The sequence below is a fragment of the Thermofilum adornatum genome, assembly GCF_000446015.1.
Taxonomy (GTDB): Archaea; Thermoproteota; Thermoprotei; order Thermofilales; family Thermofilaceae; genus Thermofilum; species Thermofilum adornatum.
On record NC_022093.1, the window covers coordinates 570,603 to 594,808 of the forward strand.

The following is a 24,206-nucleotide window of genomic DNA, read 5'->3' on the forward strand; positions in this document are numbered from 1 at the left end:
TGCCCGCGGAAAAAGGCGGCACGCTGAAGAACTTTCAATTCATTCGTTTCTGATACCGCCTTTTTCCTCGAGTCCATACAACAAAAATACAGAAAACTTTCAATTCATTCGTTTCTGATACCTATCTTCCGCTCGGCACTCGCCCAATCTTCAAATAACCTTTCAATTCATTCGTTTCTGATACAGACCTATGGTAGAACGTATAGATCTATATAAGCAGCTGTTTCTTTCAATTCATTCGTTTCTGATACTGTTTCCCAGTGGTTTATTTTGTTGGGTGTTATTTATTTGTTTTGGTGTTGTGTGAAAGTGTTTTTGTGTAAGTGTTTCTCGTTAAGTACATTAATTTTGTTTTATTTTTCCTCGTTGTTGCATGTAAATGATATGGATCGGGAAGAGGGTCTAGGGAAGAATGTATTTTACAAAAAGGCTTCTTCCCGTAAAGCGTTAAAGCTTCCCGTGGAAAACATTTCTACAGAGATTTTTAGGGGAACCCTTTCCTCCCACCCCGTATCACGATGGAAAAATCTCTGTTTTTCTTTTTCATGATTTTTTATTTTATGTCTCTTTGGAAAATAGAGGGCTATTGGGGTTTGTCTGGAGATGTTGAACGTTTTCTTTCACGTACGTATCTGCCGCGCATACGTATTTCTTTTACTTTCCGTAGTATTTGTGTGGTTTTTTCTTTTCCTCTGGCTTCACGGTAGCCTTTTACAAACGAGATGAACGCGGTGTCTAGGAGGGATGGGTGTGTGCTTTCTATTGCTCTTCTGAACAGGTGTATGTCTACTCCTGCGTCTTCGTCTCGGTTGGAGAAGAAGCCTAGGCCGAAGTCTATGATGACTGGCTCGCCGGCCTGGGTGAGTATGACGTTGCTCGTGGTGAGGTCTCCGTGTACTATGTTTGCCTCGTGGAGAGCCCCTACTTCCCGGCCGATTGTTTGGAAAATTTTTTTCAGGTTTTCAGGCTGGGCGGTTCCCATGTATTCTTTGAGTCTTTCTCCCCTGATGAAGCTCGTTACGAGGATTCCCTCCTCGGGGTAGACAAGCACGACGCTGGGGACGCTTACTCCAGTGAGGGCGGCTTTGCTGAGTAGCTTTGCCTCGAGTACTGTTCTCTCGTATCTGAGAATGCGGTCGAGGTCCTCGTTTCGGTAATTCTTCTTTAGGCGGTACTTCACTACGACTTCCTGTCCAGAAAGGGAGCCCTTGAGAAGTACTGCTTCGGCACCGATGCCTAGGACACTTTCAATGGAAAGGCCCAGCCTGTCCTCGATGAGGCCCGCGAGCCTTGCTATTTTTGTCTCCACGGTATTTCGACCTCGTCCATCCTCCAGTAGGGCTGGATGTGGCTTTTCTCTACTGGTATCGTCACGCCGTGGACAAACGCCAGGGCCCCGGTATACGCGATCATGGCCCCGTTGTCCCCTGCATACTCTGCGGGGACGAAGCTAAAAACCCCGCCCCTGTCCTCGATCATCCGTCTTAGCTTTTCTACGAGTATCTTGCTCCTTGCTACTCCGCCCGTCAGGACTAGCTGGGACTTGCCTGTGTGGGCGAGAGCCCTCTCGGCGACCTCCACGAGCATGGAGTAGGCCGTCTCTACGAGGCTGTAGCATATATCCTCTAGGCTGTGTTTGCCGCTCCTGTAAAGCTGGAGGGCCTGCGTCAAGATGCCGGAGTACGAGACATCCTGGCCCTTGACAGTGTATGGCAGTGCTATGTACCTCTTCCCCCTAGATGCCAGCTCCTCGACCTTTGGCACGCCTGGAAACCCTAGGCCGACCTCTCGGGCAAACGTGTCTAGGCAGTTGCCCAGCGGTATGTCTAGTGTCTCTCCAAAAACCCTGTAGCGTCCCTCATTAAAAGTAGTGATGATCGTGTTTCCCCCAGCCACATAGACAAACACGGGGTCCGAAAGCCCAGTTGTGAGCCTCGCAATCTCCAAGTGTGCAACTGAGTGGTTGACGGGGACTAGGGGTTTCCCGTATTTTAGTGCGAGATACCTTGCCAGGGTGGCTCCGACCCTGAGGCATGGCCCCATCCCTGGACCAAGGGCGACTGCGACTGCGTCGACGTCTCTCATTCTTAGACCGGCTCTCTTTAGGGCTTCGGCCAGGATTTCCGGGGCAACCTTGCTGTGGTGCTCGGCTGCTTCTGTTGGCTTTATGCCGCCAGATTTGGGCACATAAGTGTGGTTTACGTTGCTCAATATGTTTCCAGTATGAGAAGCTATCCCGACACCAAAAGTATGGGCGGTAGACTCGATGCCTAGAACGATCGCCATTATCGTGCACTATACAAACTCGGTGTAGCCACACTTACCACAATGCCATCTCTCGACTGGCTTCATGTGGTGAGCCATTACGGAGCCGCACCTTGGGCACTTCTTGTTTTTTAGCTTGATTGTGCCGGCCTTATAGTCGTACTCGTATAACTCGTGAACCTTCGACATTTACTTATCCCTCTTTCTTCGCCTCCTCCTGTATTAGCCCGTTGCGCTTGAGGATGTATCTGGGCTCGAAGGCCTTGGCCACAATTTCGTTGTCATACACGTGTACGAGGACATCTGAAACTCTCTGACCATACCTTGTAGAGACCTTTCTCACTATTATAACTCCCTGCGTGCCGAGGACGCTTTGTAGCTGCGAGACAATGTCCTTCTTCGAGGGGGTCCCTGTGGTTTCATGCATGATGGTGAAGAGTAGCTCGCGTCGCCCAATCACCCTGTTGACCCGTTCATGTACAAGCTTTATGGAGCCAACACTCATCCGAGGCACCTTTTACCCTGAATCCCCAACATAAATTTAAGTTTTTCTTGAAAAATGTGCAGCACTCCTAGTCACGCACACGCTCTCTCAAAAAGACCACGCAGAGGCGCGCGATAAACTTAATAAGTCTCCAAAGAAAACTTATTCATAGCCGGGGTGGCCGAGTGGCCTAAGGCGTCGGGCTGCAGTGGTCAACTAGCCTTAGACACCCGATTTATCCCGGGTTCGAATCCCGGCCCCGGCTCTAGATTCTCATGGGCCCGATGTCTTTGTATAATTGTTTTAAATGGAATGCTATGTGTTCCCTATAGGTGGTGGATGGTTTGAAGCGTAGGTTTGTGGTCTTGATACCGTTTGATGTGTTTAGAAGTGACGTTTCTCTAGTTAAGAGGATAGTTGTTTCCGCGCTGTTTACGTCTCACGATATCCGTAGGGACGTTGTTCTCGTTTTCCTCCTGCATGACATAGATGTGAAGGTTACAGTTTTAGGCGAGAAGGCTAAGCATGTCCACGTTGACGAGGCCTCGTACATGGGTATACACAGGAGGATCCTATCTGCAGTCGAAGAAGTTAAGGCGAGCGGACAGAAGAAGTTTCCACACTGGGGTTTCACCGTGGAAAAAGCGAAAGGTGATGCTAGGGACCTTCAGGGATACCTGGTCTCGACACGGGGAAGGGACATTTTGGAGGTGCTGAGAAGCGGAATAGAGGATATTACCCTTGTTTTTTCGGAAAAAGGGGACCTGCAGGGACTTGAAAGTGTGAGGATTTCCCGCGGCAAGAAGCCTGTGGATGTTTTGATTGCCCTTGCAAATATCTGGATAGATAACTATGCCTAAGTGGTTTTTGCCTCGCTCTGTTTTGACTTCCACATTTTTGGATATGTACCGGGATCCATGACTACGTACTTTGGCTTTACAGCTTCGCCGCTGTGTGCTGACAACATTTTCTCTGAGGTCATCTGTGCGCTTCCCACTGCTACTAGCTCGTTTTTGAGCGTTAATATTGCGACTTCTGACCCCACCTTTATGCCGCTTTCAAGCTTTACTATGCCGGGTACGGCCAAGGGTGCTCCATGACATATCGCGTCGACCGCAGAGTCCCTTATCCACACTTTTGGCAAGTGCTGTACCGCTCGCTCTACTGGGAGAAAGGTTTCGCGGAGGAATTTATCTATTCCTTCCTGCTTCCAGATGAAGTATGCATCTACCACGTCATGCAGTGTAGATAGGTGATCCTCCTCGGTGAGTGAGCCCGACCTTATCCTCCTGAGCTCCTGCATGTGTGCTCCTACTCCCAGGACTTCTCCCATGTCGTGGCAGAGCTTCCGCATGTAGGTTCCAGCCTCGCACCAAACTTGGAGGAGGACTGTGCGGCCCGAGACCTCTAGGATTTTGATGTCGTATATTTGTCGAATCCTAAGGGCCCTCTTTACAGCGCTACGCAGTGGTGGACGCTGGTAAATCTTTCCCTTGAAAAGGTTAACAACTTCCTCGAGTCTTTCCTGCTCGACGTCTCCGTGGAGACGCATCACGCATACGTATTCCTTGTCTTCCTTTAGCAGAACCGGCAACACCCTGATAGCATTGCCTATCGTTATGGGCAGTATTCCAGAGACCTTGGGGTCAAGCGTGCCGGCATGGGCTATTTTCTCTATGCCGAGCTGTTTCTGGAGCCAGGCAACGACTTCGTGGCTGGAGGGCCCAATGGGCTTGTCTAGATTTATGACAGAATATTTGAGCAGGACTTCTGGCGGGCGCTCTTCGGGTAGCCACCCATAAGAGAAATCTGTCTCCTCTTCTGACCTAATTAGTACTTCTCGTCTAGGCGGCGTCGCTAGGTATTTTGACGGCAATGTAGGGGCACCGGAACCTAGATGAAGGTTGCTGTAAGCTCTGGCTTCACTTTCTCCTTCATGAAGTCTGTGAGCCCGGCTTTCTCTATGGCTGCCAATACCTCCTCGTCGCTTGCACCCTTGTTGATGCTTATCTTTTTGTCTAGGGGTTCTAGGTGCTTGATGTTGGCTCTTCTCCTCTTTACTCCTGTAAGGCTCTTGGGGCCAGTCACCAAGACGTAGTTGTCGTCAATAATGTCGACTATCACGCATTTTGAGCCGGCCTCTCTGCCGCTTGTCTTCACGCATATTCTTCCAACATCGTAGAGCTTCATAGTGATAACCAAAGCATGAAACAAGGGGTATATATTAAAAATTTTGTGTAGGCTTCTTCCCAGCCATGCCTGGACACGTGAAAACAAAATAGATATATTGGTGGATAGAAAAAGCTGAAACTTGGTGAAAATTTATGGGCGAAGTTGTGCCCCAGATTAAGAACGCAATTGAACTTTTAAAACAAATAGCGGACGACAGGGGGGTTCCCAGAAACATTAGGCGCGTAGCTACAGAGTCGATAGAGGTCCTGATGAACCCCGAGATGACCCCTGGTCTAAAAGCAGCCACGGTCATATCCAAGCTCGACGAGATATCAATGGATCCCAACACACCCCTATTTGCTAGGACAAAGATCTGGCAAATCGTCTCTCTCCTAGAACAAGTAAAGGACTAACGTGCAGTTAAATGCGTATAAAGCGTCTACCTACAGGAAGCATAGTCTACGGAAAACTCCCCCGCGGATGCAGGCTCTGCCAGCAGGGCTTAAAAACCGTTATATTTCTGACGGGCCTCTGCCCATACAACTGCTTTTACTGCCCACTGAGCGAGTACCGGAAACAGAGGGACGTCACAATAATCAACGAGACGGAAGTATCTTTTCCAGAAGAATATTTCAGGAAACTCGTAGGCGAAGTCCTAAAGTCTGGCTCTAGAGGGGCAAGCCTGACTGGGGGAGACCCGCTAGTAAAACACAGGCTCTCCGTCGAGACGATCAGGTACCTAAAGGAAAACTTCGGAAAAAATTTCCACGTACACGTGTATACGACTGGCCTCCTGCTAGGAGACGATAAACTCCGAGAACTGGTAGACGCTGGCCTCGACGAGCTAAGGATACATTCACCACTGGAAAAGCTAGAAAACATATTGAAGCTAGCCCACAAATACAGAGACAAGCTGGCCATTGGGCTAGAATACCCATCCCTACCAGGAAGCATAGAAACCCTCCTCAAACTCCTAGAACTAGCAGAAAAATACGAGCTAGAGTTCATCAACCTAAACCAGCTAGAATTCACCGAGACAAACTCTCTCGCGCTACAGTTACACGGCTACAAGCTTGCAAAAGACTACCGCGGAGCAGAGGGCAGCAAGGAAACAGCACTGGAACTAATAGACCACGCCGAGAAAAAAGCGTCAAACGTGACCATCCACTATTGCCCAGTAATAGTCAAAGACCACTACCAGACAGGTCTAAGATTCTATAGAACAGCCAACATAACGGCGGCCCCCCACCAAATGGTCACAGACTCGGGGACAACACTCGAAATAATATACGAGGAACTCGTAGAGAGCCAAAACACGCCACGAGAACTTTACCCAGACAACAAGCTACACCCACTCCTTGTAGACTATGTTAAAAAAGGAAGAATTATCGAAAAGGCACCCTCAATGCCGTCACTGATCCTCGAAGAAACACCCATAGAAAAACATCCAAAACCCAAAAAGAACACATAGCCTTTTAGCGCGCGCCCAGCACCCAGAACAAAACACAAGCCAAGACCCCGGCCTGCTCCTGGCGATACCCTTCGCAATCCTCATAGCCTTAGCTCTCCTAGGCTACACATTCTATGAGAGGAGTATCGATACATCTCGTAACGCTAACTTTTTGTGCTCGCCAGAAAGCCATTCTATACATGCAGTGGAAAATCCTTCTAGTTGCATTAGTGTTCGTTGTTGTTCTGGCATCGGCGCTCTTTTTCTTCGTGTTCAAGCCCAAGTTGCCAGGCCTGGCACAGCTAGCACAGTTGAAGCGATCAATGATTGTGGCGAGGATAGAGGCGAGCCAGGGAGGAAGAGTCCTAGCAAACGGCACAGAGACTGCCGCATGGAACTCCACTAGGCCATTCACCCTCGTGCTAGAAGCCAAGCCTGGAGAGTGCCACGTCTTTGACCACTGGCTCGTGAACGGCACGAGGCTCGAGGGTGAAATGCTGAGCCTAACAATCGCCGGCAACACGACGGTTAGTGCAGTGTACAGGCGGCTCAGCTACAAGCTTTCTGTTTTGTCCAACGCTAGCTGGGGCCTCCTAGCATTTAACGTTAGCACCGTGCAGCTGCCCTTCGAGGCAGAGGTTCCCTGTGGCGCAACAGTCAGGCTGGCACTGCTCCCCGGATCCAATGAGACCCACAGCTTCACGCCTATTGGCTTCCTCTTCAACGGGACCCCTGCGGGGACGGAGACAGAGATCCACGTACAGGGCAACATGAGCATTGAAGCGGTGTATAAGGTCGAGACACACGTCCTCCTCATCGAGACCAACGCGCCAGGCGTCAAGGTACTCGTGGACGGCCAAGAAGTCACGTTGCCAGCCAGGATCCAGAGGGCTAGGCCCTTCACCGTGACCATCCAGGCGCCCCCATTCATCAAGGTCAACGACACGTTCGCGTGGGGAAGCTCAGAGTTCCAGGCACAGGACTATATAAGGGGCGTGCTCTCCTGGATCACCTTCGCCACGGGCCAAACGCCAATACACGTAGAGGAGGCAGAGAAGACTATCAGGGTCTACTACCACCCACTCTACAGCACCGGCGGCGGGGTCTACGTCACCCCACTCTATGGCAAGGTGTCTGTTCAGGGCAACACAATAGTGACGGGGTCCTCCATATACTACGCCGTCAACATCATCCTGCCACCCAACTGGACCAAGGCAAGGGTCACCGTCGAGGCCAGCAATGCATTGAGCGCTGGGCTACTATACCCCTACAGCCAAGAGACTTCTTATGTATACAACGTTGCCTCTGCGAAGGTTGACGCTCAGGGCAGGGTATGTAGCTCCCTCACTGTGGTGTTCGAGGTCGTCAGGAACCCAGCATCGGCTCACGTCCTGTCCTACTACTGTAACGGTTGCGAGGTCAACCCTCGCGAGTTTTACGCGCAGGGCTTCTGGAACTTCGGCGAGGGCAACAAGCAGTACCTGGGCCGCCTCCTCGTAGTGACCGGCGACGGCTCCATTGTCCGTATCCAGGTGGAGGTCAATGGCTAGGCGAGATAATTATTTATGGCCCCGCTCCCAACCATCACCGATGAAGCAAACCAGGCTCCTAGCAGTCCTCCTACTCCTACTCCTCTTTCTGGTAGCCCAGCGTGTAGTCGTGGCCTGGCCCGCTGAGGCCATCGACTATGAAAATGTTTACCCCTCGTATAATACTCTGCCCGTTCCACTGAGTAAAAGCGGAAGCGGTGGCGTGGATCTTGATGGTGGTTACGGCGCCGTCATCGAGGCCAAGGTTGCACCGGCTACCGGCGTGTCATAGTAGATGGCACAGGGCAACATAGCACGCGTCAAAAATAGGTGGAAAGAATACTTCTACCTCGGCTTCTATACACGCGGCGTACTAAAACTAGCAGAAAAGCGCGCGCCACTTTTTTCAAAACAGGCTGGTAAGCATATTAGGACTTGTAGACACTTTGCCCTCGCACAAAAAATATAAAACCCAGAACAAAACATAATGAAGCGAGCATTAGAGACTTAAACCTCGGGTCGCCGGGGTAGCTCAGCCTGGGAGAGCATCCGGCTGAAGAACCTCGCAAGCGTGCGTAGACACCGGAGGGTCCCGGGTTCAAGTCCCGGCCCCGGCACCATTCTTGTAAAGGTGTTTCCAAAGGTTATACGATCTAGTAGAGGATTGGATTCTAGCCGAGAATGCATGTTTTACCGTGTAGCTATGCTTGCTTTTTCGGCGAGGATTTTTCTGAGTACTTGTTGTATTATTTTGCATGCTTCTTGGAGTTCTGGGTATGCCAGGGAGTAGTAGATGTTTGTTCCTTTTCTCTCTGCTTTTACTACTCCTTTTTCTTTGAGGAAGAGTAGGTGTCTCGAGACGAGGGGCTGGGGCTCGCCTAGCGTGTTCACGATGTCTGTGACGTTTTTGGGACCGGTTGAGAGGATACTGAGTATTTTGAGTCTGAGGGGGTGTGCTAGGGATTTGCAGAGTTCTGCCTGTGCTTCAACGAGTTTCTCGTCTATTTCACACATAATTTTTCACATATAGCATAAATATACTCATATATATCAATTTTTTACATAAATCCACAAATAGGCCGCTGGGGACAGGTGGAGACTAAGGTATAAATACCTCATTCTTGAAGGAGAAGCTGGGTAATATGTTGAGGGCGAGGATTCTTAGGAGTCTGGGGCTTTACATTGTCAACAAGGACCCAGAGGTTTTCTGGCTAGATGTAGATGTTGCCGGTTTGCAGAAGTTGAGGCACCCTGAGAAATACAAGGGCTATTTTCTTACCTTGAAGAGGTGGCTGTCAGAGTATAATCTCGTAGATCCCGACGAGGCTTTAGAGGAAGCTGTGTTTGTATATTCGCGTGGAGAGGGTGAGGGTAAGACTATCGTTTTGATGTTTTATTCTATGCGTAGGGGCAAAGTGTACAAAGTCGTGTTGGCGCCCTTGAAGCCAGGCGTCCTGAAGACCTTGGACGGTTTGCTTGAGAGGGCGGGCTGGAGGAGGAAGTTCTTGTTGGACATGAAGCCTGCTCGGCATCTTTCCTTGACAACGTGAGGGCGAATCTTTGGAGAACGCGTGTTTTCTTGTTGCTTCATTGTTTATGAGATAATTTTGCCTGACAATGTGTGGTGCGGGGGCCGGGATTCGAACCCGGGCAGGCCAACGCCAGCGGATCTTGAGTCCGCCCCCTTTAACCTGGCTCGGGCACCCCCGCCTCTAGAAACTTAGATAGTCCGTGGGCTATAAGATTTTCGTCTCTATGTTTTGCTAGAGTTTGCGTGCTAGGACCACGTAGCCTGTGTGTACGACGCCTAGTGTTTCTGGGCGTAGCTCTTCTGGTATTGGCTTGTATTTTCTGAGCTGTATTTCTGTGGGTTCTATTTGTTTGAAGCCTGTTTTTCTCAGGGATACTACTGTTTTTTCGAGCTGTGGCATGGTGGGTATGAAGACTGCTATTGTTCCTCCGTGTGTCAACGCGTTTTTTGCATGTTCTGTCACGGTCCAGGGGTCGGGCATGTCTAGGATGACTGCGTCGACTTCTTCCTCGTCTATGCCGTTTCTTATGTCTTTGTTTTTTGCTTCTACGTGCTGGAGCACCCCGAGGTTCTCTAGGTTTTTAAGGGCCTTCTCGTAGAAGTCTTTCCTGATCTCGTACGTGTAGACTCTTCCGCTGGGTTTTACGTACCATGCGAGTATAGCTGTCATGTATCCTGTCCCGGTGCCTGCTTCTACGACTCGGGAGCCTGGGCCTATTCCTGTGGCTATGAGGATGTAGGCGGCGTCCTTTGGATAGATGACCTGGGTGTGCTTGTGGATTGTTTCGAGCCTGTCGACGAAGTTTGCTCTTGAGATTGTTAATTTTTCTCCGACGTTTGTTTCTACTTCGTCGCCGTATTTGAGGCCTATAAGGCTGGAGAGGTTAATGCTGCCGTATGTCGTGTGGAACATTTTTCCCTCTTCCACCTTGACGACGTATCTATGTTTATCGCTGTGGTAGAGTATTATCCAGTCTCCCTGCTTAACGATGCTGGACACAGTCTTGTTCCCGGTTTCTGCCCTTTTATTTTTTCTTTTCTGGGGACGTTTCTTTCCACGCAATCTTTAAATAAATAGAGTTAGGGTTGTGTTAGGATACATATGGTAGATGCACGGCTCGTACCAGCTAGGCTATTAATAGAAGAGGTGGCCAAATACCTAAAAGAAAACGTCAGCGAGATTAAGCCCCCAGAGTGGAGCCTCTACGCAAAGACCGGGCCTACCCGCGAGAGGCCCCCTGAGGATCCAGATTGGTGGTATAAGAGGTGTGCTGCTCTTCTGAGGAAAGTCTACCTCAATGGTCCAGTTGGCCTTGAAAGGCTTCGAACGGCGTATGGCGGGAGGACAAAAAACACTGTCAAGAGGAAACATTTCAAGAAGAGTGGAGGCTCCTCGATAAGGAAGGCTTTGCAGCAACTTGAAAGCGCTGGATTGATAGCGAAGACGCCGAAAGGCCGCGTGGTCACCCCAAAGGGTAAGTCTCTGCTGGACAAGATCGCTCTAGAGACATTTAAAAAACTGGTTCAGGAGAGGCCTGAGCTCGAAAAGTACTTGGCGAAGCCGCAGGCGAGCCCTGCTCCTCAATCGCAGTAGGTAAGCTAGGCTTTTCAGAAACTTTAAAGTATACCTTGTCCCAAATGTTACATGGTGTTAGGCATGAGTTATGAAGATAGTTATGAAGATAATGTTGACGAGTTAGAGGAGATTAAGAGAAGGAAACTGGCAGAGTACCAGCGCCGCCTTGAGGCTGAAAAGGAGGCGGCTGCCAGGAAGGCCGAAGAAGAAGCCTTGAGGCAGGAACTTTTACGCAGAATATTGACGCCTGAGGCCAGGGCCAGGCTGACAAACCTTAAGCTTGTAAAGCCTGAACTTGTCGAGACACTTGAGGTTCAACTTATACAATTGGCGCAGACGGGCAGGGTAAAGCTTCCCATAGATGACGAGACGCTGAAAGAGATACTTGCACAGCTTTCAAGCACTAGGAGGGATATCCGGGTAAAATTCAGCTTTTAGCTACACCTAAAATTTATAAATCCATTTTCCTAAATGTTGGCAGTAAGTGGTGGAAATGGCACACTTTAAACCTCTAGGTAAAAAGCTCCGCCTAGCGGCCGCGACGCGTAGCAACCAGCAGATACCCATATGGATCATTGGCAAGACTCTAGGGAAGGTTCGCAGAAAGCCTAGAAGAAACTGGCGTAGAAGCAGGATGCAACTATAGGGGTGGTAGCTCATGTCCAGCAAGTTGCCTGAGGGGGAGCATACACGTAGCTATGTGATAAATCTTAGAAGTGTTTACAGCGCTCCCAGGAAAAAGAGAAGTAAGGTCGCGATAAGGAAGATTAGGGAGTTCGTTGCCAGGCACCTTAGATACTCTGGAGCCATAAAAATTGACCCTAGGCTTAACGAGCTCCTATGGTCTAGGAGCATCGAGAAGCCGCCTAGAAAAGTCAAACTAGATGTAAAGTTTACTGTTGAAGATGGGGAAATCTCGGAGGTCACCGTTCTACCACAGGGAATTGGAGAAAAAGAGGCCGAATAATGAATGGTTAATGTAGAGGCTCTTTCTCTTTTTGGCACTCCAAATATAGGTGTATATATTTTCGTCAATGATAATTTTGCCCTGATACCATCGGACGCGCCCGAGAAGCTTGACCACAAGATTCGCGAAAACCTGCAAGTAGACGTCTACAGGCTAACTATTGCTGGAACCAGGCTCCTCGGAATACTCGTAGCGGGAAACAACAATGGGATTCTCTTGCCAAGGATCATTACGGATACCGAACTTGAGTCGCTAAGGAAGAACGTGGACCTTAATCTAGCTGTCCTGGAGGACGTCAGGGAGACTGGTATTGGAAACCTTGTCTTGGCCAACAACAATGGGTGTGTCGTGAGCAAGGTTCTCCCCAAACAGGCACTAGGAACCATACAGGATGTGCTAGGAGTAGAATGCATACAGATGAATATTGGGGATGTGCCCTTTGTGGGAAGCCTGGCTGTTGCTACTAATCGGGCTGTTGCTGTTCCGCCCCTGGCTACAGATGAAGAAATATCTACTATTGAGAATGTTCTAAAGGTAAAGGCCGGCATATTGACGATAAATAGGGGAAAGATGTTTCTGAAAACCGGTCTAGTAGCAAACGTAAAAGGCGCACTGGTGGGTGAAGACACTACTGGACACGAACTGATGCAACTGCAGAGGATCCTCTTCGCCTAAAATTGTTCTCTTTTTCGGAGTACATACTTATAGAACGGGTCTTTTTCGGCTTCTTCTAGTTTTCCAGCCTTAATCGACACAGCTAATTTGTTTCCAAAAATCTTTTTCATTGTTCCCAGCGACAGTTCTCTTGGGTTTATAGGTAGGGGGACACCTACAAGGGAGCGGGCCTTAGCGCCTATGACTAGACAGTCTACCTTTTCCCATTGTTTCAATGATGAGCCCTCTAGGAAGACTGTTATCGGATAGCTCCCAAGGGGCCTTGCTACAGATGGGTTTCCAACCCTTTCGACATAACAGTTTCTAATTATGGTTTTGCTTGGGTAGACCCGTCGGATCATTTCTTGGTCAAAGTGTTCGCGAACCCACTTTTTGAATGCCTTTATGTATTTCTTGTTTTTCTCAGCTATCCTTGTTCCTATACTCCACATTGGGGTACCAGGTAAAGGCAACACTTCTCTTATGTTTACTCTTCTAACGAGGAGGTTTTCTTCTAGGATTCTGAGGAGAAATTCCTTGTTTAGCCTAAATGTTTTTGCGGTCTCGCCTGGAAGCCCCAGGACAAAGTTTATGCCTGGCAATAGTTCTGGTGACCCGTTCCATCCCCTATTCTTCCCGACCTCATTTACAAGTCTTACTGCCTCGATTACCCCCTCGGCATCGTTGCCAAGGTTGTTTGCCTTTGCTACGTCTGGATCTGCACTCTCTAGGCCAAAAGCAGCGACATCCCCTGGGGTATGATACTTTACGATTTTTCTTAGGGCTTCCTTGGCCTTTTCCTTGTGCAGGTATATTGTTGCAGGATTAACATTGTCTATGTGAAGCATCTCTGCGTCAGGCGCGGCAAGCCTTACATGTCTCATGAGCTCTTCTATCTTCTCGGGGTCTGGCTCAGGAAACTCAACTTCGTTTACTCCTCGGCCCTTGTATGCAAGGAAATCTGCTTGCCGGCCCAGCCTGAAACCCTTCACGCCGAGCTCATACAGGGCCCTGACTTCTAGCGCTATATCGCGCGGCTCTCGGAACACGACCCTGCCGAACCTCGGCTCAATACAAAAGCTACATCCACCCGTTACCCATCGCGGACAAGACCTATATGTCTCAATCTCTGCTGTAAGATTGTATCCCAGGTTCGGGTGCTGTAGAACGATTCTCGCCCCCCTCACCGCGAACTGGTTCACTAGGGTATAGTCCCTAGAAATAGCGTACTTGTCTACCTTTTCTAGGCTTTTTTCCCTCATGTAGTCATATATGACTAGCCAGGGGTCTCCGGGGGCTACAAGGTCATATGCGTCGAGGAACTCTTCACGTGGGACAGCCCTTTCTCCCCCAGACTTGCCGAAACCAAAACGGACAAGCGGTCCAAGAAGTATCTTTTTGGGTCTTGTTACCTGTCGTGGTATACGGAGAATTTCCTCTAATGTTATAGGGGTGCCACCTAGGTATTTTCCAGGCACAGTGATGCCGCCGAAGACGACTAGCAGGTCGCTCTTCTCTACTGTGCTGAAGAATTTTTCCTTCAGGCGTCGGGCCTCGTCAATAGTAAAATAGTGGATTGTCGCAGTTTTCTCGACGCTCCAGATTGCACCAGCGATGTAGCGAGGATATATATCTATATATGGTGGTACACCCAGCCCCGCAGGCTCATCGTTATAGCCGTCGAGAAGCACAACTTTAGTCATTCATCTCCCGTCGAAGTTATCTTCTTTTATTGTAGCCTGCCCCTCCAACCCAGCCAATCCTTTTAATTTCTATCCCATCTCTGAAATAAACCCCGCGACCTTCTTCTACTTTCCCAATAACAGTAAATCCAAGCTTGGCGACAGTTGACTCTTCTTCGGCGGGTATGGTAAAAATGAAGTTGTATTCTTCGCCTGAATTGTAGAGAACCTCGTCCAGTATTCTCTCCTTTGGGATGCATTCCTCGGCGAGCGGGTGTAGAGGTATATGATCAATTATCAGTTTGACGCCTGAGGCTTCGGACAGGTAGTGTAGCGACAAAGCCAAGCCGTCACTGTTATCTATGGCGGCATGCACATTTTCTTTTAGGGCTAGCCACTCTGCCGGTTTAGGCAATTGTCCCCAACCGTATTCCTCTAGCATTTCCCTTGTGATGCTACAATTAACACTGTTTTGTCTGTAGTAATAGTATAGTATTGATGAGAGCCCCACCCTGCCCGAAACTGCCAGCAAGTCACCCGGCTTTGCACCCCACCTGTTAGCAATTTTTCCCTTGGCAAAGCCAAAGACTACTATATCGGCTCTGAGGCTTCCAGTCTCAGCTATGTCTGTGTCTCCTCCAAGGATACGTAAATCATACCTCTTAGCCACGTCGATTATTCCACTGTAGAATTCCTTGTAGGACTCAATAGACATTGTGGCTGGAGCCCTAATAGCTGTGAGGATCCCTCTGGGAACAGCTCCTTTCACCAAAACATCGCTTAGAGACCCAGTAGCAGCGCGTCTACCAGCTATCCGTAGAGGCACAAAGGGGTAAAGGTGAATAGTGCTCTCAAAAGAATCCACGTTTATAACTATTTTTGTCTCGTTGTGCTCAAAAAAGGCGGCATCGTTCTTTTGGATCCCCAGTTGACTTGTAACCCAGTCTATGATGATATCCTCGCGTAAAACATTCATTGCTGTTTTTCCCATTTCTTAAAGGTCTCGTACAGGATAAAAGCAACTGTCAAAAGGAAAAGGGTGTAGATCAGCCACATCATATATGTTTGATAGGCTGTTAATCCGTCTCCAGGCGGTTGCTCCCAGTTAAGTATGTATGCAAGGGTTTTATATGAAAAGTAAGAGACCACGATAATCGCTATTATTGTGAGTAGGCCAAGCAGAGCCTTGGGCACGGAATATTTTTCTTGCCTGCTCATTGGGCATCTCCACATCGAAGCAACCAGACAAGTTATTAAGCTTTATCAGATTGTTTCTAGTGAAACACTAAAAATGTATAGAGACCATCAGAAAAGAGAAGCAGAGATACTTGAGGTAAAGAACTATATTCCATACAAGAGAACACGCAGTGGACAAATCCAGCTAGCATTAGCAGTAAAAGAGACCTTCGAAGACAAAAAAATTCTCTTAGCCAGGTATCCGACTGGAATCGGTAAAACAGTCTCTGTGATTGCTGGCGCGCTGGCGGCAGGTGCTCCCAAGATAATCTACCTCGCCCGGTCCAGGTCACAGTTTCAGGCCCCGGTTCGAGAAGTTAAAAGGCTGGAAGCTGTAGGCATCAATGTTCCCACAGTGGTATTAATGAATAAACAGAAGTACTGTCTCTTGAAGGGTGCTTCTAGGCTGGCTTATCAAGAGTTTCTCCATTTCTGCTGGTATAAGAGGAAGACGGGGGCATGCCCCTATTCTACAGACATAAAAACAAAGATGGAGTTGCCGGAAATTTTGACTCCTAAGACTTCCCGCGAGCTGGGACTTGGATCCGGTGTTTGCCCCTTCGAGGTTACTTGGAGTAATTTGAAAAACGCTAGACTCATTGTTGCTTCCTATCCGTATATTTTCAGCAGTGATCTGAGGAAGCGTTTAGAGGAGGCTCTCGGGGGTAGCCTCGGAAACTCTATACTGATAATTGACGAGGCCCATAATCTTCCAGGCTTTATAGTTGATGCCGAGAGCTATCACCTCTCGGAGAATGATCTGAAGAGGACTCTCTCGCTTGTTCGAAACTCTAAAGCGTCAGCAGAAATAATTAGTGAGCTTGCCCATGCTCTGAATTATTTGAGACGGTACAGGCACAAGGTGGGACCAACTTTTAGCATTTCAATAGACGAAGTCTTGCAAAATATGCCTTCCCCAGAGTCCCTCTCAAGATACCTTTTTGGCTCCGACCAACCGGCTGAGACCTCAACATTTATTTGGCGTGTCTACACCTTCCTGCAGGCCCTGAGAGGCGCTTCACATGAATACATAGCTTCTGTTACAGCTGGCGATGAAGGTGTCTCTTTGAGGTTGACTCTTGTAAACCCGCGTAGGGTTGGTTCTCAGGTCTTCTCTTCAGTGAGAAGCGCAGTACTGATGTCAGGTACACTGCCCCCACGTGAATATCTCCAGGTAATGCTCGACATACCTAGCGACCGTATACTAGAGACCAGCTACCCAAACATTTGGGGGAGCAATGTCGAGGTAGTCATTGTGGAAGGACTCACGTCTAGATACACAGCTAGAACCGAGGAACTATACAGGAGGTATGCGAAGGCCATCGATCTGATTTTTAGCTATCCAGGCGTCAAAAAAACGGTTGCTGTCTTTCCCTCATATTCTTTCATGCTGAATATTGTCCCCTATATCCAGTCCAGGCCCCTCGTCTTCGAGCGCCGGGACACTTCCCTAAAATCCATGATCGAAAAGGTGCTTGAAAACGAGAAGATCCTAGTCTGCGTAGTTGCAAGGGGAAAGTTTGTCGAAGGAGTCGAATACACCGTCCGCGGAAAATCCCTTATCGACACAATAATTATAGCTGGTCTACCCGTACCCGAGCCAACACTTGAAAATGAAAAAATGTATGAACTGCTTTCGGAAAAGCTTGGAAGCAGAGACCTGGCGTGGAAATATGTGTACCTTTATCCAGCATATATGCAGGTTGTCCAGAGCATTGGTAGAGGAATAAGGAGCGAGAAAGACAGAGTCAAGGTCTACGTTTTGGATGAACGCATGAAGGGAGAGGGAGAAGCATACCTATCAAGCTTTGACTTTATGGTTAAAATGGGAAAGCTCCCACTGTAGCTATACAAACTCTACGTTTGCGTGCCTCTTCTTCATGTCTTCTTCTCCGACGCCAAGGATATTCATCAATGCATAGATTACACCGTCGAAGAATATCATCACGCTGTCTTCGAAGAGTGTTCCCAGTGGCGCCAGGGGCTCGTACATTCCTAGAACCTGCCTAGCGAAGTAGTCTGTCTCCGTCGCGACCTTTGTTCTTCCGGGAATAACGACCACGTGGTCGCTTATTTTGCCTAGGGGCGACTCGGCAAAAGATGTTACAGCTACAACTTGTGCCTTTGCTCTTTTGGCGGCAGAGGCCACAGATAGAACGATCTGTGTGCTACCGGATCCGCTCACAGCTACTAGGACGTCTCCCTCAGAGATTGACGGCGTGATTGTCTCGCCGACGACGTAGACATTGAAGCCTAGATGCATAAGCCTCATCGCGAATGCCTTGCCTACAAGGCCGCTTCTACCTGCACCCACCACGAGGATTTTACGTTTATTTGCAAGCGCTGATGTAAGGATTTTCAGAAACCTTGTCACGGACTCTTTGTCTATCTCGTTTGAAACTTTCTCGACATACGACGCTATACTAACCATGGCCTTTACTACGTCTTCTGACACGTTTCAATAGGCTACCACAACAATAATAATGTTTCTGTAATACTTGAATGCGTTAATCCCCTGTAGCTACTTGCAAAAAAATGATGCTCAGTGGCGGGCCCGCCGGGATTTGAACCCGGGACCTGCGACTCCGGAGGCCGCCGCGCTTCCTGACTGCGCTACGGGCCCATTGATTATCAATAGGACACTAAACAAAAATATTTATTTGTTGTAAGCGTGGGCTGATAAAATACGCTGACACCAGCGCCATGTTTAAGGTTTTCTCCCGTGGTTCAATAAAAAATTTTTTAAACCAGAACACTTGATTACATCATGGTGTTGAATATGTCCGAAAAGAGTGGTGAAATCAAGTTAGACCACATTGACAGAAAGATACTAGAAATATTACAGGACAACGCGAAAACTCCCTATGCACAGATTGCTAGCCAGCTAGGAATAAGCGAGGCAACGGTACACCTCCGCATAAAGAAGCTTTCATCTATAGGCGTAATCAAGAGGTTCCAAGCCATTGTTGACCCAGAAAAAGTTGGCAGAAAGGTTACGGCCATCATAGGCGTGGTGGCGTCTCCACAGAAGTACTCTCAAGTCTTAAAAGAACTCGAAAAAATGCCAGAAATCGTCGAGATATACGATGTCGCCGGAGAATACTCTACGCTTCTCAAGGTCAGGGCAAAAAGCAAGGAAGACCTGGCACGCATCCTGGACGACATTGGCAAGATCGATGGAGTCGAAAGCACCAAGACAATGTATGTTTTAAGAGTTATAAAGGAAGACCCGAGAGTCCAAGTAGATTAGACAGCCTTCGCCGGAAATCTGGAGACGATTAAAACAATCTTTTTAAGTTTTTGAGTTTATCTAACCTCTGGGGGCCGTAGTCCAGCCTGGAAGGATGCCTGGCACCAATGGATGCAGGAATCGGGATCTCGAGACGAGAGCCCAGGTGGTCCGGGGTTCAAATCCCCGCGGCCCCACCAACTTATTTTCCAAAAAACCTGAGAGAAAGAAAGATTTTTATTTGGGGCAATAAGGAGCATCTAGGTGTCTTGATGCCAACTTGGCGATACTCAGTGGAGCTTGACCCCGAGAAAACTGTTAAGGCGTCTTTGCGAGACGTGAGCATGTCCTATAAATTCACTGTGGAGACTCTTCGCTTGATTAAGGGGAAAAGTATTGGAGAAGCAAAAAAGATCCTAGAGGAAATAATCAACATGAAGAGGGCTGTTCCGCTTAGGCGCTATAAAAAGAAGGTAGGCCATAAGTCGACTGTTTCTGGTCCCGGGCGCTATCCAGTGAAAGTTGCTAAGAACCTGTTGAAGTTGCTGGATAACTTGGAAAACAATGCGGAGTTTAAGGGGCTAAATGTTGAAAATGTACGCATTGTTCATGCGGCTGCACATAAGGGAATGAAGATACGGAATTATCTCCCAAGGGCTTTTGGGCGTGCAACGCCTTATTATGATCAGCTTGTTCATGTAGAAGTTATAGGTGAAGAAGTAAGCTAGGTGGTCAAATGTCCAGCCTTGCACGTAAATATGTAAATCAAGGCCTCCAATACATGATGCTTAACGAGTACCTGCAACGTCAGCTTGCACGTGCAAACTATGTGCATGCACAGTTCTTTAAGACCCCGATAGGCACCAAAGTCATTGTATATGCTGGTATTCCTGGACTCGTTATCGGAAGAAAAGGAGCCAACATAAAGGCACTCTCTGACGTTCTAGAAAAAGAATATGGACTGGAGAACCCACAGATAGACGTCGTCGAGGTTCCCAATCAGGATCTCAATGCGAAAATAATGGCATACCGCGTTGCACGTGCACTTGTAAGAGGAGTCAGGTTCCGTAGAGCGGCGATGATAGCCCTAAACAGGATAATGGCGGCGGGTGCAAGGGGCGCCGAAATAATTATCAGCGGGAAGCTTACCAGCGAGCGACACCGCACGGAAAGATTCACTAGGGGATATGTTCCAAAGAGCGGAGAGCCTGGCGAGGAACTCGTAGATGAAGCTGTGGTCCACGTCCTCTTGAAGCTTGGAATGTATGGTGTAAAAGTCAGGATCATGAAGCCTGCAAGGATGCCTGACATGATACTTGTACGTTCACAGGTACCTCAGGGTGGTGAGGCATGAGTAGTATAGAGGATATCCGTAAAATGACAAGGGAAGAACGCGAGAAAAGACTGCAGGAGCTTAGAGCTGAGCTTGCACGTCTAAAGGCGCAGGCCCATAGAGGTTCTCTTGAGAATCCTTCATCCATAAGGAAGATTAAACGCGAGATTGCACGCATATTGACTGTGATGAACGAGGAAAAGCTGGGGATAAGTAAGAGCCAGGTAGCCGCTACCGCCGAGAAGCAATGAAAATAACTCCTAGAAACATTTTGAGACATGAATTGATTGGTCTCGAAGCAGAAGTTGTTGATTCTACTAATCCTTTCCAGATTGGGATCAGAGGATTTATACTAGATGAGACCTACAAGACACTTGTTATCGGCTATCCAGGTAGGCGAAAGCGCCGAGTTTTCAAGAGCCAAGTTAAGTTGCGTGTCTGGCTTCCAGATGGGCAAGTCGTGAAGATAGATGGTAGATACTTGTTGGGGCGGCCAGAGGAAAGATTAAAGAAGAAGCTATATGAGTGGTGATGTGTTCTCTATAAAAACGTTTTTATATAGCTGGTCATCCTTTTATCTCCGCGTCTGGTGATATCCTGATGGCAAAGAAGAAGGGCGTTGGAATCCCTGGAGTCCAGCCTCCTCAAAACAAGTGCGATGACCCACTGTGTCCATGGCATGGCCAGCTTCCAGTGAGGGGACAGGTTCTCAGGCTAAGAGTCGAGAAGATGAGAATGCAGAATGTAGCTGTAGCTGTTCACGAATACCTGCACTACAACGAGAAGTATAAGAGGTATGAGGTTAGAAGGAAAAAGAAACATGTACGTGTGCCGCCCTGCATCTCCGTTAAGCCTGGAGACGAAGTAATAGTCGCCGAGACCAGGCCCCTAGCAAAATCGGTTTCATTTGTCGTGATTGGTAAAGCTTAGAGGTGGTATAGGTGGCGAAAAGAGGACCGAAAGCTGTCGGTGTCTCGTATAGGCTCGGACTTACACCTGGAGTATTCATGGAAAGCCTCGTCAAGGTTGCAGACAACTCTGGAGCTACGCTCGCAAAGGTGATTGGTGTCCCACACTACAAGGCCGTTTGGCGCAGGATTCCGGGAGCTGCGGTCGGCGACATAATTGTCGTGTCGATCAGGGCCGGTAAACCAGAGCTGAGAAAACAGGTTATGAGGGCAATCGTTATACGCCAGAGAAGACCATACAGGAGGCCCGACGGAACCTGGGTCGCCTTCGAAGACAACGCCGTCGTAATTATTACTCCCGAGGGAGAACCCAAAGGAACAGAAATCCGTGGACCCCTCGCCAAGGAGGCCGCCGAGCGCTGGCCAAAACTCAGCGCAATGGCCTCGATAATTGTCTAGCTAGGCGCCCCTTTTTGCTCGAAGTCAAAGTCGAATTTTTACTAAAGGAGCTGGCAAGAAAACTATTTCTAGACAAGAATGTTTCTCTAGAAGACCTTGCTAGAACCACAGGTCTATCTGTGGAATTCATAAAGACAACCTTGGAAGGTCTAGGTGTAAGGACTGAGAACAACATTGTCACAGAGGAGCTACCATGGCTTATAATCAAGTCCTGGATGTCGAACTATGATATAGCTTCCCTCGCCCTGAGTTCTGGATGGAGCACTTTCGAGGAACTATGTTCACGTATAGCCGAGCTGAATGGCTTCCAGGTACATAGGAACTACCGTTTCTCACTTGGGGGTAAGAGACACGAGATAGATGTTCTCGCATACAGAGAAAACATGCTACTAGCTATAGACTGTAAGCTATGGAAAAGAGCGCCCAGATCTGCCCTTAAAAGGGCTGCACAGGCACAACTCGCCCGCACCTCTTCACTAGCAAAAATCCTGTCCTCTGGAACGCCCTTCCCGTGGAGACTCGCCAACCCAACATATATTTTTCCGCTGGTGACCAACCTCTACGATACTGGAGCAATAATTGAAGAAGGAGTACTGATTGTCGGCCTCCGAGAATTCAAAAACATCCTCGATAATGCTAGCTACCTGGCACTCGTCGACATTGGATGCAAACCTCTAAGGATAGAGCCTCCAGGCCTATTATGAGGAGAAAAAATGGCGGGCCGGCCGGGATTCGAACCCGGGGCCTACGGGTTAAGAGCCTCGACCATTTTTATCGACCGCCGCTCTACCTAGCTGAGCTACCGGCCCTATCAAGCTAGCATTCCATAGTATCAACAGTGGTAATAAATTTTTTTCTTTCCATGTCTAAGAAAATGTTGTTGACGTATGGAGGAGACTGATTGGAGCTTGTTAAGAATGAAGTCTACAAGTGAGTGTAGGAACATGCTCTCCTATTCATGGGGATACTTGTTTTACGAGGATCCCCCTCTGTCTGTAGATAGGGCCATCGAGGCGATTAATGATTCACGTTTTGGCAAGAATATTATCTTGGTAGGAGACGTCGTTTCTGTCAACTTTTTTAGGAGGGGATGGGGCGACATATTCGTCGTGGATTCTAAGACTAGGAGAAACATTTCTATACGCCAGGAAGACGCGTATGGAACATTTTTGAAGTGTAAGAATCCGGCCGGAACTATTTCTAGGGAATGTTTTGAAGTTTTCAAGACTGCTTTCAAGCTGTTAGAAGAGAAAAAGACCCCCATTTTCGTTCAGGTTGATGGCGAAGAAGACCTACTTTCACTTGTAGCACTATACTTATGTCCTGCGGGAGCATCATGGATTATTTACGGACACTTTAAGGGCTTTATCTGCGCTATCCCCTGTACTCCATATTTTAAGAATGTCGCTAAGAGGCTCATCGAGGGGTGCTTCGAGAAGCGCTAAACTAACATATTCAACGTTTTTTCTCAGAGTCGATGAATACACTCCCACGGCCCTGGCAAACTCCTCGATCGTTATGTTTCCTATTTGTTGCTTAAGCAACAAGTAGGCAAGCGCGGATACTACATTGCGTCTCGACCGTCCAAGAAACTGTAGGCGAAGCATATTGACGTATTTCTCCAACAAGAGCCTGGTCTTCAACTCGCCCACACCATAAACACGAGCCAATCTACTGCTAATGTCTTCAATAACGCTTCCCCACGTCTCAGTTCTGTAATTTGACCTGTGCATCTCACTTAGAATCTTGAGAGCCCGCCCAACAGTTACACGTGAATTAGCTTCTCTAAATGCCTTCACCACTTTCAACAAAGAGATGGACCTATCATATTCACGTAGTTTGAGGTACACGAGAACTACTAAAAGAGCGATTCTGTCCCTTTTTATACGCTTAGACAAGAAGACAAATTCTCTAAGTATATCGTTCCGCAGCTGTTCATTGATGTTTAGTATCAAAGAAACACTGGCAAGCTTTCTTCGAGCTCTGATAAACAATGATTCCTCTCTAGTGTAAAAGCTACGATAAGGAAACTTTTTTACATGCTTTATATTGATTCCTTGCTTCTCTTCGATAGCTATGCTTTCAACAACGTAGCCACACTCTGAACAAACATATTCTCCTGTCAGCGGGTTCAAGACCACGATTCCATTGCATATCGGGCATCTCATATGAAGCTTGGTTGTTAAATGCCTTAAGAATACTGTAGACATCAATGGCTGGGGGGAGGGGGTAGGGGGTAACAAAAATGGTGCGGCCGCCGGGATTTGAACCCGGGTTCTGCGGCTTGGGAGGCCGCCATCCTACCAGACTAGACTACGGCCGCCTCAACTCTATGATAAATGGGACAAATTAAAAAATCTTTCCAGTGCTCATGCCTTCCACGCTTCATCATTTAAATCAATCTTCAGACTGGTGTTCCAAGTCATTGCTAAGCTATAAATGTAGAAAGATTTTTTAGTGTTTGTGGCGAAAAATATATTATGAGCGCGGAACACTCTGCCGCAGTAGCCTATGTTCTGATAAATTGTGACATAGGTAAGGAGAAGGAAGTTCTAGAAGAGTTAAAGAAAATACCTGGCGTTATAGAGGCACACCTACTCTACGGCGTCTACGACATCATAGTTAAGGCAACGGGCAAAAATAACACAGAAATCAGAGAAATGATACTTACAAAAATAAGGAGAATACCAGGAGTAAAGCGCACCTTAACAATGCCTGTCGTCGAGTAACA

Annotated in this window: 36 protein-coding genes, 7 tRNA genes and 1 CRISPR repeat array (1 of these 44 only partly in view); of the genes, 26 read left to right on the forward strand and 17 right to left on the reverse strand. The window is 48.1% G+C overall.

Going from position 1 to position 24,206, the window contains the following annotated elements; all coding sequences use genetic code 11:
- A CRISPR array of direct repeats spans nt 1–251; the repeat unit is 25 nt; unit sequence CTTTCAATTCATTCGTTTCTGATAC (it extends 438 nt beyond the left edge of the window).
- A gap of 332 nt (nt 252–583) precedes the next feature.
- From N186_RS03145 to N186_RS03155, 4 genes are read right to left on the reverse strand one after another with little or no spacing between them, the layout of a single operon-like run.
- Nucleotides 584–1,309 carry a Kae1-associated kinase Bud32 gene (locus tag N186_RS03145; protein ID WP_020962326.1) on the reverse strand — a complete coding sequence of 242 codons (726 nt, stop codon included), beginning with the start codon at nt 1,307–1,309 and terminating at the stop codon, nt 584–586.
- Complete coding sequence (kae1, locus tag N186_RS03150) at nt 1,294–2,286, reverse strand: KEOPS complex N(6)-L-threonylcarbamoyladenine synthase Kae1 (protein ID WP_020962327.1); 993 nt, start codon at nt 2,284–2,286, stop codon at nt 1,294–1,296. Before kae1 ends, N186_RS03145 begins: the two co-directional genes overlap by 16 nt.
- Before the next feature lie 9 nt (nt 2,287–2,295).
- Nucleotides 2,296–2,454 carry a 30S ribosomal protein S27ae gene (locus N186_RS09460; RefSeq protein WP_148682014.1) on the reverse strand — a complete coding sequence of 53 codons (159 nt, stop codon included), beginning with the start codon at nt 2,452–2,454 and terminating at the stop codon, nt 2,296–2,298.
- A gap of 4 nt (nt 2,455–2,458) precedes the next feature.
- Nucleotides 2,459–2,770: a 30S ribosomal protein S24e gene (locus N186_RS03155; RefSeq protein ID WP_020962328.1), complete on the reverse strand. Its 312-nt coding sequence runs from the start codon at nt 2,768–2,770 to the stop codon at nt 2,459–2,461.
- A gap of 150 nt (nt 2,771–2,920) precedes the next feature.
- Between N186_RS03155 and N186_RS03160 the strand changes: the two genes are divergently transcribed.
- Together N186_RS03160 and N186_RS03165 are read left to right on the forward strand one after the other, a co-directional pair.
- Nucleotides 2,921–3,014, forward strand: a tRNA-Cys gene (locus N186_RS03160).
- A 79-nt stretch (nt 3,015–3,093) separates the two neighbouring features.
- The gene (locus N186_RS03165) at nt 3,094–3,609 is read left to right on the forward strand and encodes an RNA methyltransferase (RefSeq protein WP_187147052.1); all 516 of its coding nucleotides are present in this window, start codon (nt 3,094–3,096) and stop codon (nt 3,607–3,609) included.
- Here the strand turns inward: N186_RS03165 and N186_RS03170 are convergent.
- Complete coding sequence (locus N186_RS03170) at nt 3,606–4,625, reverse strand: RNA-guided pseudouridylation complex pseudouridine synthase subunit Cbf5 (RefSeq protein WP_020962330.1); 1,020 nt, start codon at nt 4,623–4,625, stop codon at nt 3,606–3,608. The genes N186_RS03165 and N186_RS03170 overlap by 4 nt on opposite strands.
- A gap of 17 nt (nt 4,626–4,642) precedes the next feature.
- Nucleotides 4,643–4,939, reverse strand: coding sequence for a 50S ribosomal protein L14e (locus N186_RS03175; RefSeq protein ID WP_020962331.1), 297 nt, complete (start codon nt 4,937–4,939; stop codon nt 4,643–4,645).
- A gap of 134 nt (nt 4,940–5,073) precedes the next feature.
- On the opposite strand from N186_RS03175, the gene N186_RS03180 reads away from it, so the two are divergent.
- The 6 genes from N186_RS03180 to N186_RS03200 all read left to right on the forward strand — a co-directional run bounded on the left by N186_RS03180 (nt 5,074) and on the right by N186_RS03200 (nt 8,520).
- The gene (locus tag N186_RS03180; protein ID WP_020962332.1) at nt 5,074–5,334 is read left to right on the forward strand and encodes a stationary phase-response protein; all 261 of its coding nucleotides are present in this window, start codon (nt 5,074–5,076) and stop codon (nt 5,332–5,334) included.
- A gap of 11 nt (nt 5,335–5,345) precedes the next feature.
- On the forward strand, nt 5,346–6,392 hold the full coding sequence (locus N186_RS03185; RefSeq protein WP_020962333.1) for a radical SAM protein: 1,047 nt from the start codon (nt 5,346–5,348) through the stop codon (nt 6,390–6,392).
- A 179-nt stretch (nt 6,393–6,571) separates the two neighbouring features.
- Nucleotides 6,572–7,921 carry a hypothetical protein gene (locus N186_RS03190; RefSeq protein WP_020962334.1) on the forward strand — a complete coding sequence of 450 codons (1,350 nt, stop codon included), beginning with the start codon at nt 6,572–6,574 and terminating at the stop codon, nt 7,919–7,921.
- A gap of 40 nt (nt 7,922–7,961) precedes the next feature.
- The gene (locus N186_RS03195) at nt 7,962–8,192 is read left to right on the forward strand and encodes a hypothetical protein (protein WP_020962335.1); all 231 of its coding nucleotides are present in this window, start codon (nt 7,962–7,964) and stop codon (nt 8,190–8,192) included.
- Between the two features lie 3 nt (nt 8,193–8,195).
- Entirely contained in the window at nt 8,196–8,369 is a 174-nt protein-coding gene (locus N186_RS09675) for a hypothetical protein (protein WP_020962336.1), read from the forward strand.
- A 52-nt stretch (nt 8,370–8,421) separates the two neighbouring features.
- Nucleotides 8,422–8,520: transfer RNA gene (locus N186_RS03200), tRNA-Phe, on the forward strand.
- Between the two features lie 70 nt (nt 8,521–8,590).
- Here N186_RS03200 and N186_RS03205 read toward each other — a convergent pair.
- The gene (locus N186_RS03205; protein WP_020962337.1) at nt 8,591–8,914 is read right to left on the reverse strand and encodes an ArsR/SmtB family transcription factor; all 324 of its coding nucleotides are present in this window, start codon (nt 8,912–8,914) and stop codon (nt 8,591–8,593) included.
- A gap of 128 nt (nt 8,915–9,042) precedes the next feature.
- On the opposite strand from N186_RS03205, the gene N186_RS03210 reads away from it, so the two are divergent.
- On the forward strand, nt 9,043–9,450 hold the full coding sequence (locus tag N186_RS03210) for a hypothetical protein (RefSeq protein WP_020962338.1): 408 nt from the start codon (nt 9,043–9,045) through the stop codon (nt 9,448–9,450).
- A 72-nt stretch (nt 9,451–9,522) separates the two neighbouring features.
- On the opposite strand, the gene N186_RS03215 is transcribed toward N186_RS03210, so the two are convergent.
- A tRNA-Leu gene (locus N186_RS03215) sits at nt 9,523–9,610 on the reverse strand.
- 53 nt (nt 9,611–9,663) lie between these two features.
- Nucleotides 9,664–10,431 (reverse strand): tRNA (adenine-N1)-methyltransferase, encoded by a 768-nt coding sequence (locus tag N186_RS03220; protein WP_148682015.1) that lies wholly within the window; start codon nt 10,429–10,431, stop codon nt 9,664–9,666.
- A gap of 102 nt (nt 10,432–10,533) precedes the next feature.
- Between N186_RS03220 and N186_RS03225 the strand changes: the two genes are divergently transcribed.
- From N186_RS03225 to N186_RS03245, 5 genes are all read left to right on the forward strand, one after another.
- The gene (locus N186_RS03225; protein ID WP_020962340.1) at nt 10,534–11,025 is read left to right on the forward strand and encodes a 30S ribosomal protein S19e; all 492 of its coding nucleotides are present in this window, start codon (nt 10,534–10,536) and stop codon (nt 11,023–11,025) included.
- A 63-nt stretch (nt 11,026–11,088) separates the two neighbouring features.
- On the forward strand, nt 11,089–11,445 hold the full coding sequence (locus N186_RS03230) for a DNA-binding protein (protein WP_052885635.1): 357 nt from the start codon (nt 11,089–11,091) through the stop codon (nt 11,443–11,445).
- 55 nt (nt 11,446–11,500) lie between these two features.
- On the forward strand, nt 11,501–11,653 hold the full coding sequence (locus tag N186_RS03235; RefSeq protein ID WP_052885636.1) for a 50S ribosomal protein L39e: 153 nt from the start codon (nt 11,501–11,503) through the stop codon (nt 11,651–11,653).
- A gap of 12 nt (nt 11,654–11,665) precedes the next feature.
- Complete coding sequence (locus N186_RS03240) at nt 11,666–11,974, forward strand: 50S ribosomal protein L31e (protein WP_020962343.1); 309 nt, start codon at nt 11,666–11,668, stop codon at nt 11,972–11,974.
- A gap of 3 nt (nt 11,975–11,977) precedes the next feature.
- Nucleotides 11,978–12,649 (forward strand): translation initiation factor IF-6, encoded by a 672-nt coding sequence (locus N186_RS03245; protein WP_020962344.1) that lies wholly within the window; start codon nt 11,978–11,980, stop codon nt 12,647–12,649.
- Here N186_RS03245 and N186_RS03250 read toward each other — a convergent pair.
- Genes N186_RS03250 through N186_RS03260 form a run of 3 tightly spaced genes read right to left on the reverse strand, consistent with a single transcriptional unit; the run spans nt 12,646 to nt 15,528 of the window.
- The gene (locus N186_RS03250) at nt 12,646–14,331 is read right to left on the reverse strand and encodes a radical SAM protein (RefSeq protein WP_020962345.1); all 1,686 of its coding nucleotides are present in this window, start codon (nt 14,329–14,331) and stop codon (nt 12,646–12,648) included. The two genes, N186_RS03245 and N186_RS03250, sit on opposite strands and share 4 nt — an antisense overlap.
- A 16-nt stretch (nt 14,332–14,347) precedes the next feature.
- A complete protein-coding gene (locus N186_RS03255; protein ID WP_020962346.1) occupies nt 14,348–15,301 on the reverse strand; it encodes a thiamine-phosphate kinase in 954 nt (317 codons plus the stop codon).
- Nucleotides 15,283–15,528 carry a hypothetical protein gene (locus N186_RS03260; protein ID WP_020962347.1) on the reverse strand — a complete coding sequence of 82 codons (246 nt, stop codon included), beginning with the start codon at nt 15,526–15,528 and terminating at the stop codon, nt 15,283–15,285. Before N186_RS03260 ends, N186_RS03255 begins: the two co-directional genes overlap by 19 nt.
- Nucleotides 15,529–15,601: 73 nt before the next feature.
- Here N186_RS03260 and N186_RS03265 point away from each other — a divergent pair, with 73 nt between their 5' ends.
- Complete coding sequence (locus tag N186_RS03265; protein ID WP_020962348.1) at nt 15,602–17,392, forward strand: ATP-dependent DNA helicase; 1,791 nt, start codon at nt 15,602–15,604, stop codon at nt 17,390–17,392.
- On the opposite strand, the gene hxlB is transcribed toward N186_RS03265, so the two are convergent.
- Both hxlB and N186_RS03275 read right to left on the reverse strand, forming a co-directional pair.
- Nucleotides 17,393–18,001 (reverse strand): 6-phospho-3-hexuloisomerase, encoded by a 609-nt coding sequence (gene hxlB / locus N186_RS03270; RefSeq protein ID WP_020962349.1) that lies wholly within the window; start codon nt 17,999–18,001, stop codon nt 17,393–17,395. It lies immediately after the preceding gene.
- 91 nt (nt 18,002–18,092) lie between these two features.
- A tRNA-Arg gene (locus N186_RS03275) sits at nt 18,093–18,169 on the reverse strand.
- 156 nt (nt 18,170–18,325) lie between these two features.
- Here N186_RS03275 and N186_RS03280 point away from each other — a divergent pair.
- The 9 genes from N186_RS03280 (at nt 18,326) to N186_RS03320 (ending at nt 22,179) form a co-directional block, all read left to right on the forward strand.
- Nucleotides 18,326–18,796, forward strand: a complete 471-nt coding sequence (locus N186_RS03280; protein WP_020962350.1) for an Lrp/AsnC family transcriptional regulator — start codon at nt 18,326–18,328, stop codon at nt 18,794–18,796.
- A 70-nt stretch (nt 18,797–18,866) separates the two neighbouring features.
- A tRNA-Pro gene (locus N186_RS03285) sits at nt 18,867–18,975 on the forward strand.
- A 72-nt stretch (nt 18,976–19,047) separates the two neighbouring features.
- Nucleotides 19,048–19,503 (forward strand): 50S ribosomal protein L22, encoded by a 456-nt coding sequence (locus tag N186_RS03290; protein ID WP_020962351.1) that lies wholly within the window; start codon nt 19,048–19,050, stop codon nt 19,501–19,503.
- Nucleotides 19,504–19,511: 8 nt separating this feature from the next.
- On the forward strand, nt 19,512–20,129 hold the full coding sequence (locus N186_RS03295; RefSeq protein ID WP_052885505.1) for a 30S ribosomal protein S3: 618 nt from the start codon (nt 19,512–19,514) through the stop codon (nt 20,127–20,129).
- The gene (gene rpmC / locus N186_RS03300) at nt 20,126–20,359 is read left to right on the forward strand and encodes a 50S ribosomal protein L29 (protein ID WP_020962353.1); all 234 of its coding nucleotides are present in this window, start codon (nt 20,126–20,128) and stop codon (nt 20,357–20,359) included. Before N186_RS03295 ends, rpmC begins: the two co-directional genes overlap by 4 nt.
- The gene (locus N186_RS03305; RefSeq protein WP_020962354.1) at nt 20,356–20,640 is read left to right on the forward strand and encodes a ribonuclease P protein component 1; all 285 of its coding nucleotides are present in this window, start codon (nt 20,356–20,358) and stop codon (nt 20,638–20,640) included. Before rpmC ends, N186_RS03305 begins: the two co-directional genes overlap by 4 nt.
- 68 nt (nt 20,641–20,708) lie before the next feature.
- Nucleotides 20,709–21,038 (forward strand): 30S ribosomal protein S17, encoded by a 330-nt coding sequence (locus tag N186_RS03310; protein WP_020962355.1) that lies wholly within the window; start codon nt 20,709–20,711, stop codon nt 21,036–21,038.
- An 11-nt stretch (nt 21,039–21,049) separates the two neighbouring features.
- Nucleotides 21,050–21,475: a 50S ribosomal protein L14 gene (gene rpl14p / locus N186_RS03315; RefSeq protein WP_020962356.1), complete on the forward strand. Its 426-nt coding sequence runs from the start codon at nt 21,050–21,052 to the stop codon at nt 21,473–21,475.
- Between the two features lie 14 nt (nt 21,476–21,489).
- The gene (locus N186_RS03320) at nt 21,490–22,179 is read left to right on the forward strand and encodes a PDDEXK family nuclease (protein WP_020962357.1); all 690 of its coding nucleotides are present in this window, start codon (nt 21,490–21,492) and stop codon (nt 22,177–22,179) included.
- A 10-nt stretch (nt 22,180–22,189) separates the two neighbouring features.
- Here the strand turns inward: N186_RS03320 and N186_RS03325 are convergent.
- Nucleotides 22,190–22,284, reverse strand: a tRNA-Lys gene (locus N186_RS03325).
- 78 nt (nt 22,285–22,362) lie between these two features.
- Between N186_RS03325 and N186_RS09465 the strand changes: the two genes are divergently transcribed.
- Nucleotides 22,363–22,920: a DUF359 domain-containing protein gene (locus N186_RS09465; protein WP_148682016.1), complete on the forward strand. Its 558-nt coding sequence runs from the start codon at nt 22,363–22,365 to the stop codon at nt 22,918–22,920.
- Here N186_RS09465 and N186_RS03335 read toward each other — a convergent pair.
- Both N186_RS03335 and N186_RS03340 read right to left on the reverse strand, forming a co-directional pair.
- On the reverse strand, nt 22,810–23,685 hold the full coding sequence (locus tag N186_RS03335; protein WP_148682017.1) for a TFIIB-type zinc ribbon-containing protein: 876 nt from the start codon (nt 23,683–23,685) through the stop codon (nt 22,810–22,812). The genes N186_RS09465 and N186_RS03335 overlap by 111 nt on opposite strands.
- Before the next feature lie 36 nt (nt 23,686–23,721).
- A tRNA-Gly gene (locus N186_RS03340) sits at nt 23,722–23,798 on the reverse strand.
- 157 nt (nt 23,799–23,955) lie between these two features.
- Between N186_RS03340 and N186_RS03345 the strand changes: the two genes are divergently transcribed.
- On the forward strand, nt 23,956–24,204 hold the full coding sequence (locus N186_RS03345; protein WP_020962360.1) for an Lrp/AsnC family transcriptional regulator: 249 nt from the start codon (nt 23,956–23,958) through the stop codon (nt 24,202–24,204).
- The last annotated feature ends 2 nt before the right edge of the window (nt 24,205–24,206 follow it).

Bases quoted from the DNA above. Each gene is read 5' to 3' on its own strand.
- N186_RS03240 (WP_020962343.1), top strand. From the start codon at position 11,666: ATGTCCAGCAAGTTGCCTGAGGGGGAGCATACACGTAGCTATGTGATA.
- N186_RS03175 (WP_020962331.1), bottom strand. From the start codon at position 4,939: ATGAAGCTCTACGATGTTGGAAGAATATGCGTGAAGACAAGCGGCAGA.
- N186_RS03290 (WP_020962351.1), top strand. From the start codon at position 19,048: ATGCCAACTTGGCGATACTCAGTGGAGCTTGACCCCGAGAAAACTGTT.
- kae1 (WP_020962327.1), bottom strand. From the start codon at position 2,286: ATGGCGATCGTTCTAGGCATCGAGTCTACCGCCCATACTTTTGGTGTC.
- N186_RS03335 (WP_148682017.1), bottom strand. From the start codon at position 23,685: ATGTCTACAGTATTCTTAAGGCATTTAACAACCAAGCTTCATATGAGA.
- N186_RS03265 (WP_020962348.1), top strand. From the start codon at position 15,602: ATGTATAGAGACCATCAGAAAAGAGAAGCAGAGATACTTGAGGTAAAG.
- N186_RS03190 (WP_020962334.1), top strand. From the start codon at position 6,572: ATGCAGTGGAAAATCCTTCTAGTTGCATTAGTGTTCGTTGTTGTTCTG.
- N186_RS03185 (WP_020962333.1), top strand. From the start codon at position 5,346: ATGCGTATAAAGCGTCTACCTACAGGAAGCATAGTCTACGGAAAACTC.
- N186_RS03155 (WP_020962328.1), bottom strand. From the start codon at position 2,770: ATGAGTGTTGGCTCCATAAAGCTTGTACATGAACGGGTCAACAGGGTG.
- N186_RS03180 (WP_020962332.1), top strand. From the start codon at position 5,074: ATGGGCGAAGTTGTGCCCCAGATTAAGAACGCAATTGAACTTTTAAAA.
- N186_RS03225 (WP_020962340.1), top strand. From the start codon at position 10,534: ATGGTAGATGCACGGCTCGTACCAGCTAGGCTATTAATAGAAGAGGTG.
- N186_RS03255 (WP_020962346.1), bottom strand. From the start codon at position 15,301: ATGGGAAAAACAGCAATGAATGTTTTACGCGAGGATATCATCATAGAC.
- N186_RS03230 (WP_052885635.1), top strand. From the start codon at position 11,089: ATGAGTTATGAAGATAGTTATGAAGATAATGTTGACGAGTTAGAGGAG.
- N186_RS03305 (WP_020962354.1), top strand. From the start codon at position 20,356: ATGAAAATAACTCCTAGAAACATTTTGAGACATGAATTGATTGGTCTC.
- N186_RS09460 (WP_148682014.1), bottom strand. From the start codon at position 2,454: ATGTCGAAGGTTCACGAGTTATACGAGTACGACTATAAGGCCGGCACA.
- N186_RS03310 (WP_020962355.1), top strand. From the start codon at position 20,709: ATGGCAAAGAAGAAGGGCGTTGGAATCCCTGGAGTCCAGCCTCCTCAA.
- N186_RS03295 (WP_052885505.1), top strand. From the start codon at position 19,512: ATGTCCAGCCTTGCACGTAAATATGTAAATCAAGGCCTCCAATACATG.
- N186_RS03245 (WP_020962344.1), top strand. From the start codon at position 11,978: ATGGTTAATGTAGAGGCTCTTTCTCTTTTTGGCACTCCAAATATAGGT.
- N186_RS03260 (WP_020962347.1), bottom strand. From the start codon at position 15,528: ATGAGCAGGCAAGAAAAATATTCCGTGCCCAAGGCTCTGCTTGGCCTA.
- N186_RS03345 (WP_020962360.1), top strand. From the start codon at position 23,956: ATGAGCGCGGAACACTCTGCCGCAGTAGCCTATGTTCTGATAAATTGT.
- N186_RS03205 (WP_020962337.1), bottom strand. From the start codon at position 8,914: ATGTGTGAAATAGACGAGAAACTCGTTGAAGCACAGGCAGAACTCTGC.
- N186_RS09675 (WP_020962336.1), top strand. From the start codon at position 8,196: ATGGCACAGGGCAACATAGCACGCGTCAAAAATAGGTGGAAAGAATAC.
- N186_RS03210 (WP_020962338.1), top strand. From the start codon at position 9,043: ATGTTGAGGGCGAGGATTCTTAGGAGTCTGGGGCTTTACATTGTCAAC.
- N186_RS03280 (WP_020962350.1), top strand. From the start codon at position 18,326: ATGTCCGAAAAGAGTGGTGAAATCAAGTTAGACCACATTGACAGAAAG.
- N186_RS03195 (WP_020962335.1), top strand. From the start codon at position 7,962: ATGAAGCAAACCAGGCTCCTAGCAGTCCTCCTACTCCTACTCCTCTTT.
- N186_RS03250 (WP_020962345.1), bottom strand. From the start codon at position 14,331: ATGACTAAAGTTGTGCTTCTCGACGGCTATAACGATGAGCCTGCGGGG.
- rpmC (WP_020962353.1), top strand. From the start codon at position 20,126: ATGAGTAGTATAGAGGATATCCGTAAAATGACAAGGGAAGAACGCGAG.
- N186_RS03235 (WP_052885636.1), top strand. From the start codon at position 11,501: ATGGCACACTTTAAACCTCTAGGTAAAAAGCTCCGCCTAGCGGCCGCG.
- N186_RS09465 (WP_148682016.1), top strand. From the start codon at position 22,363: ATGGAGGAGACTGATTGGAGCTTGTTAAGAATGAAGTCTACAAGTGAG.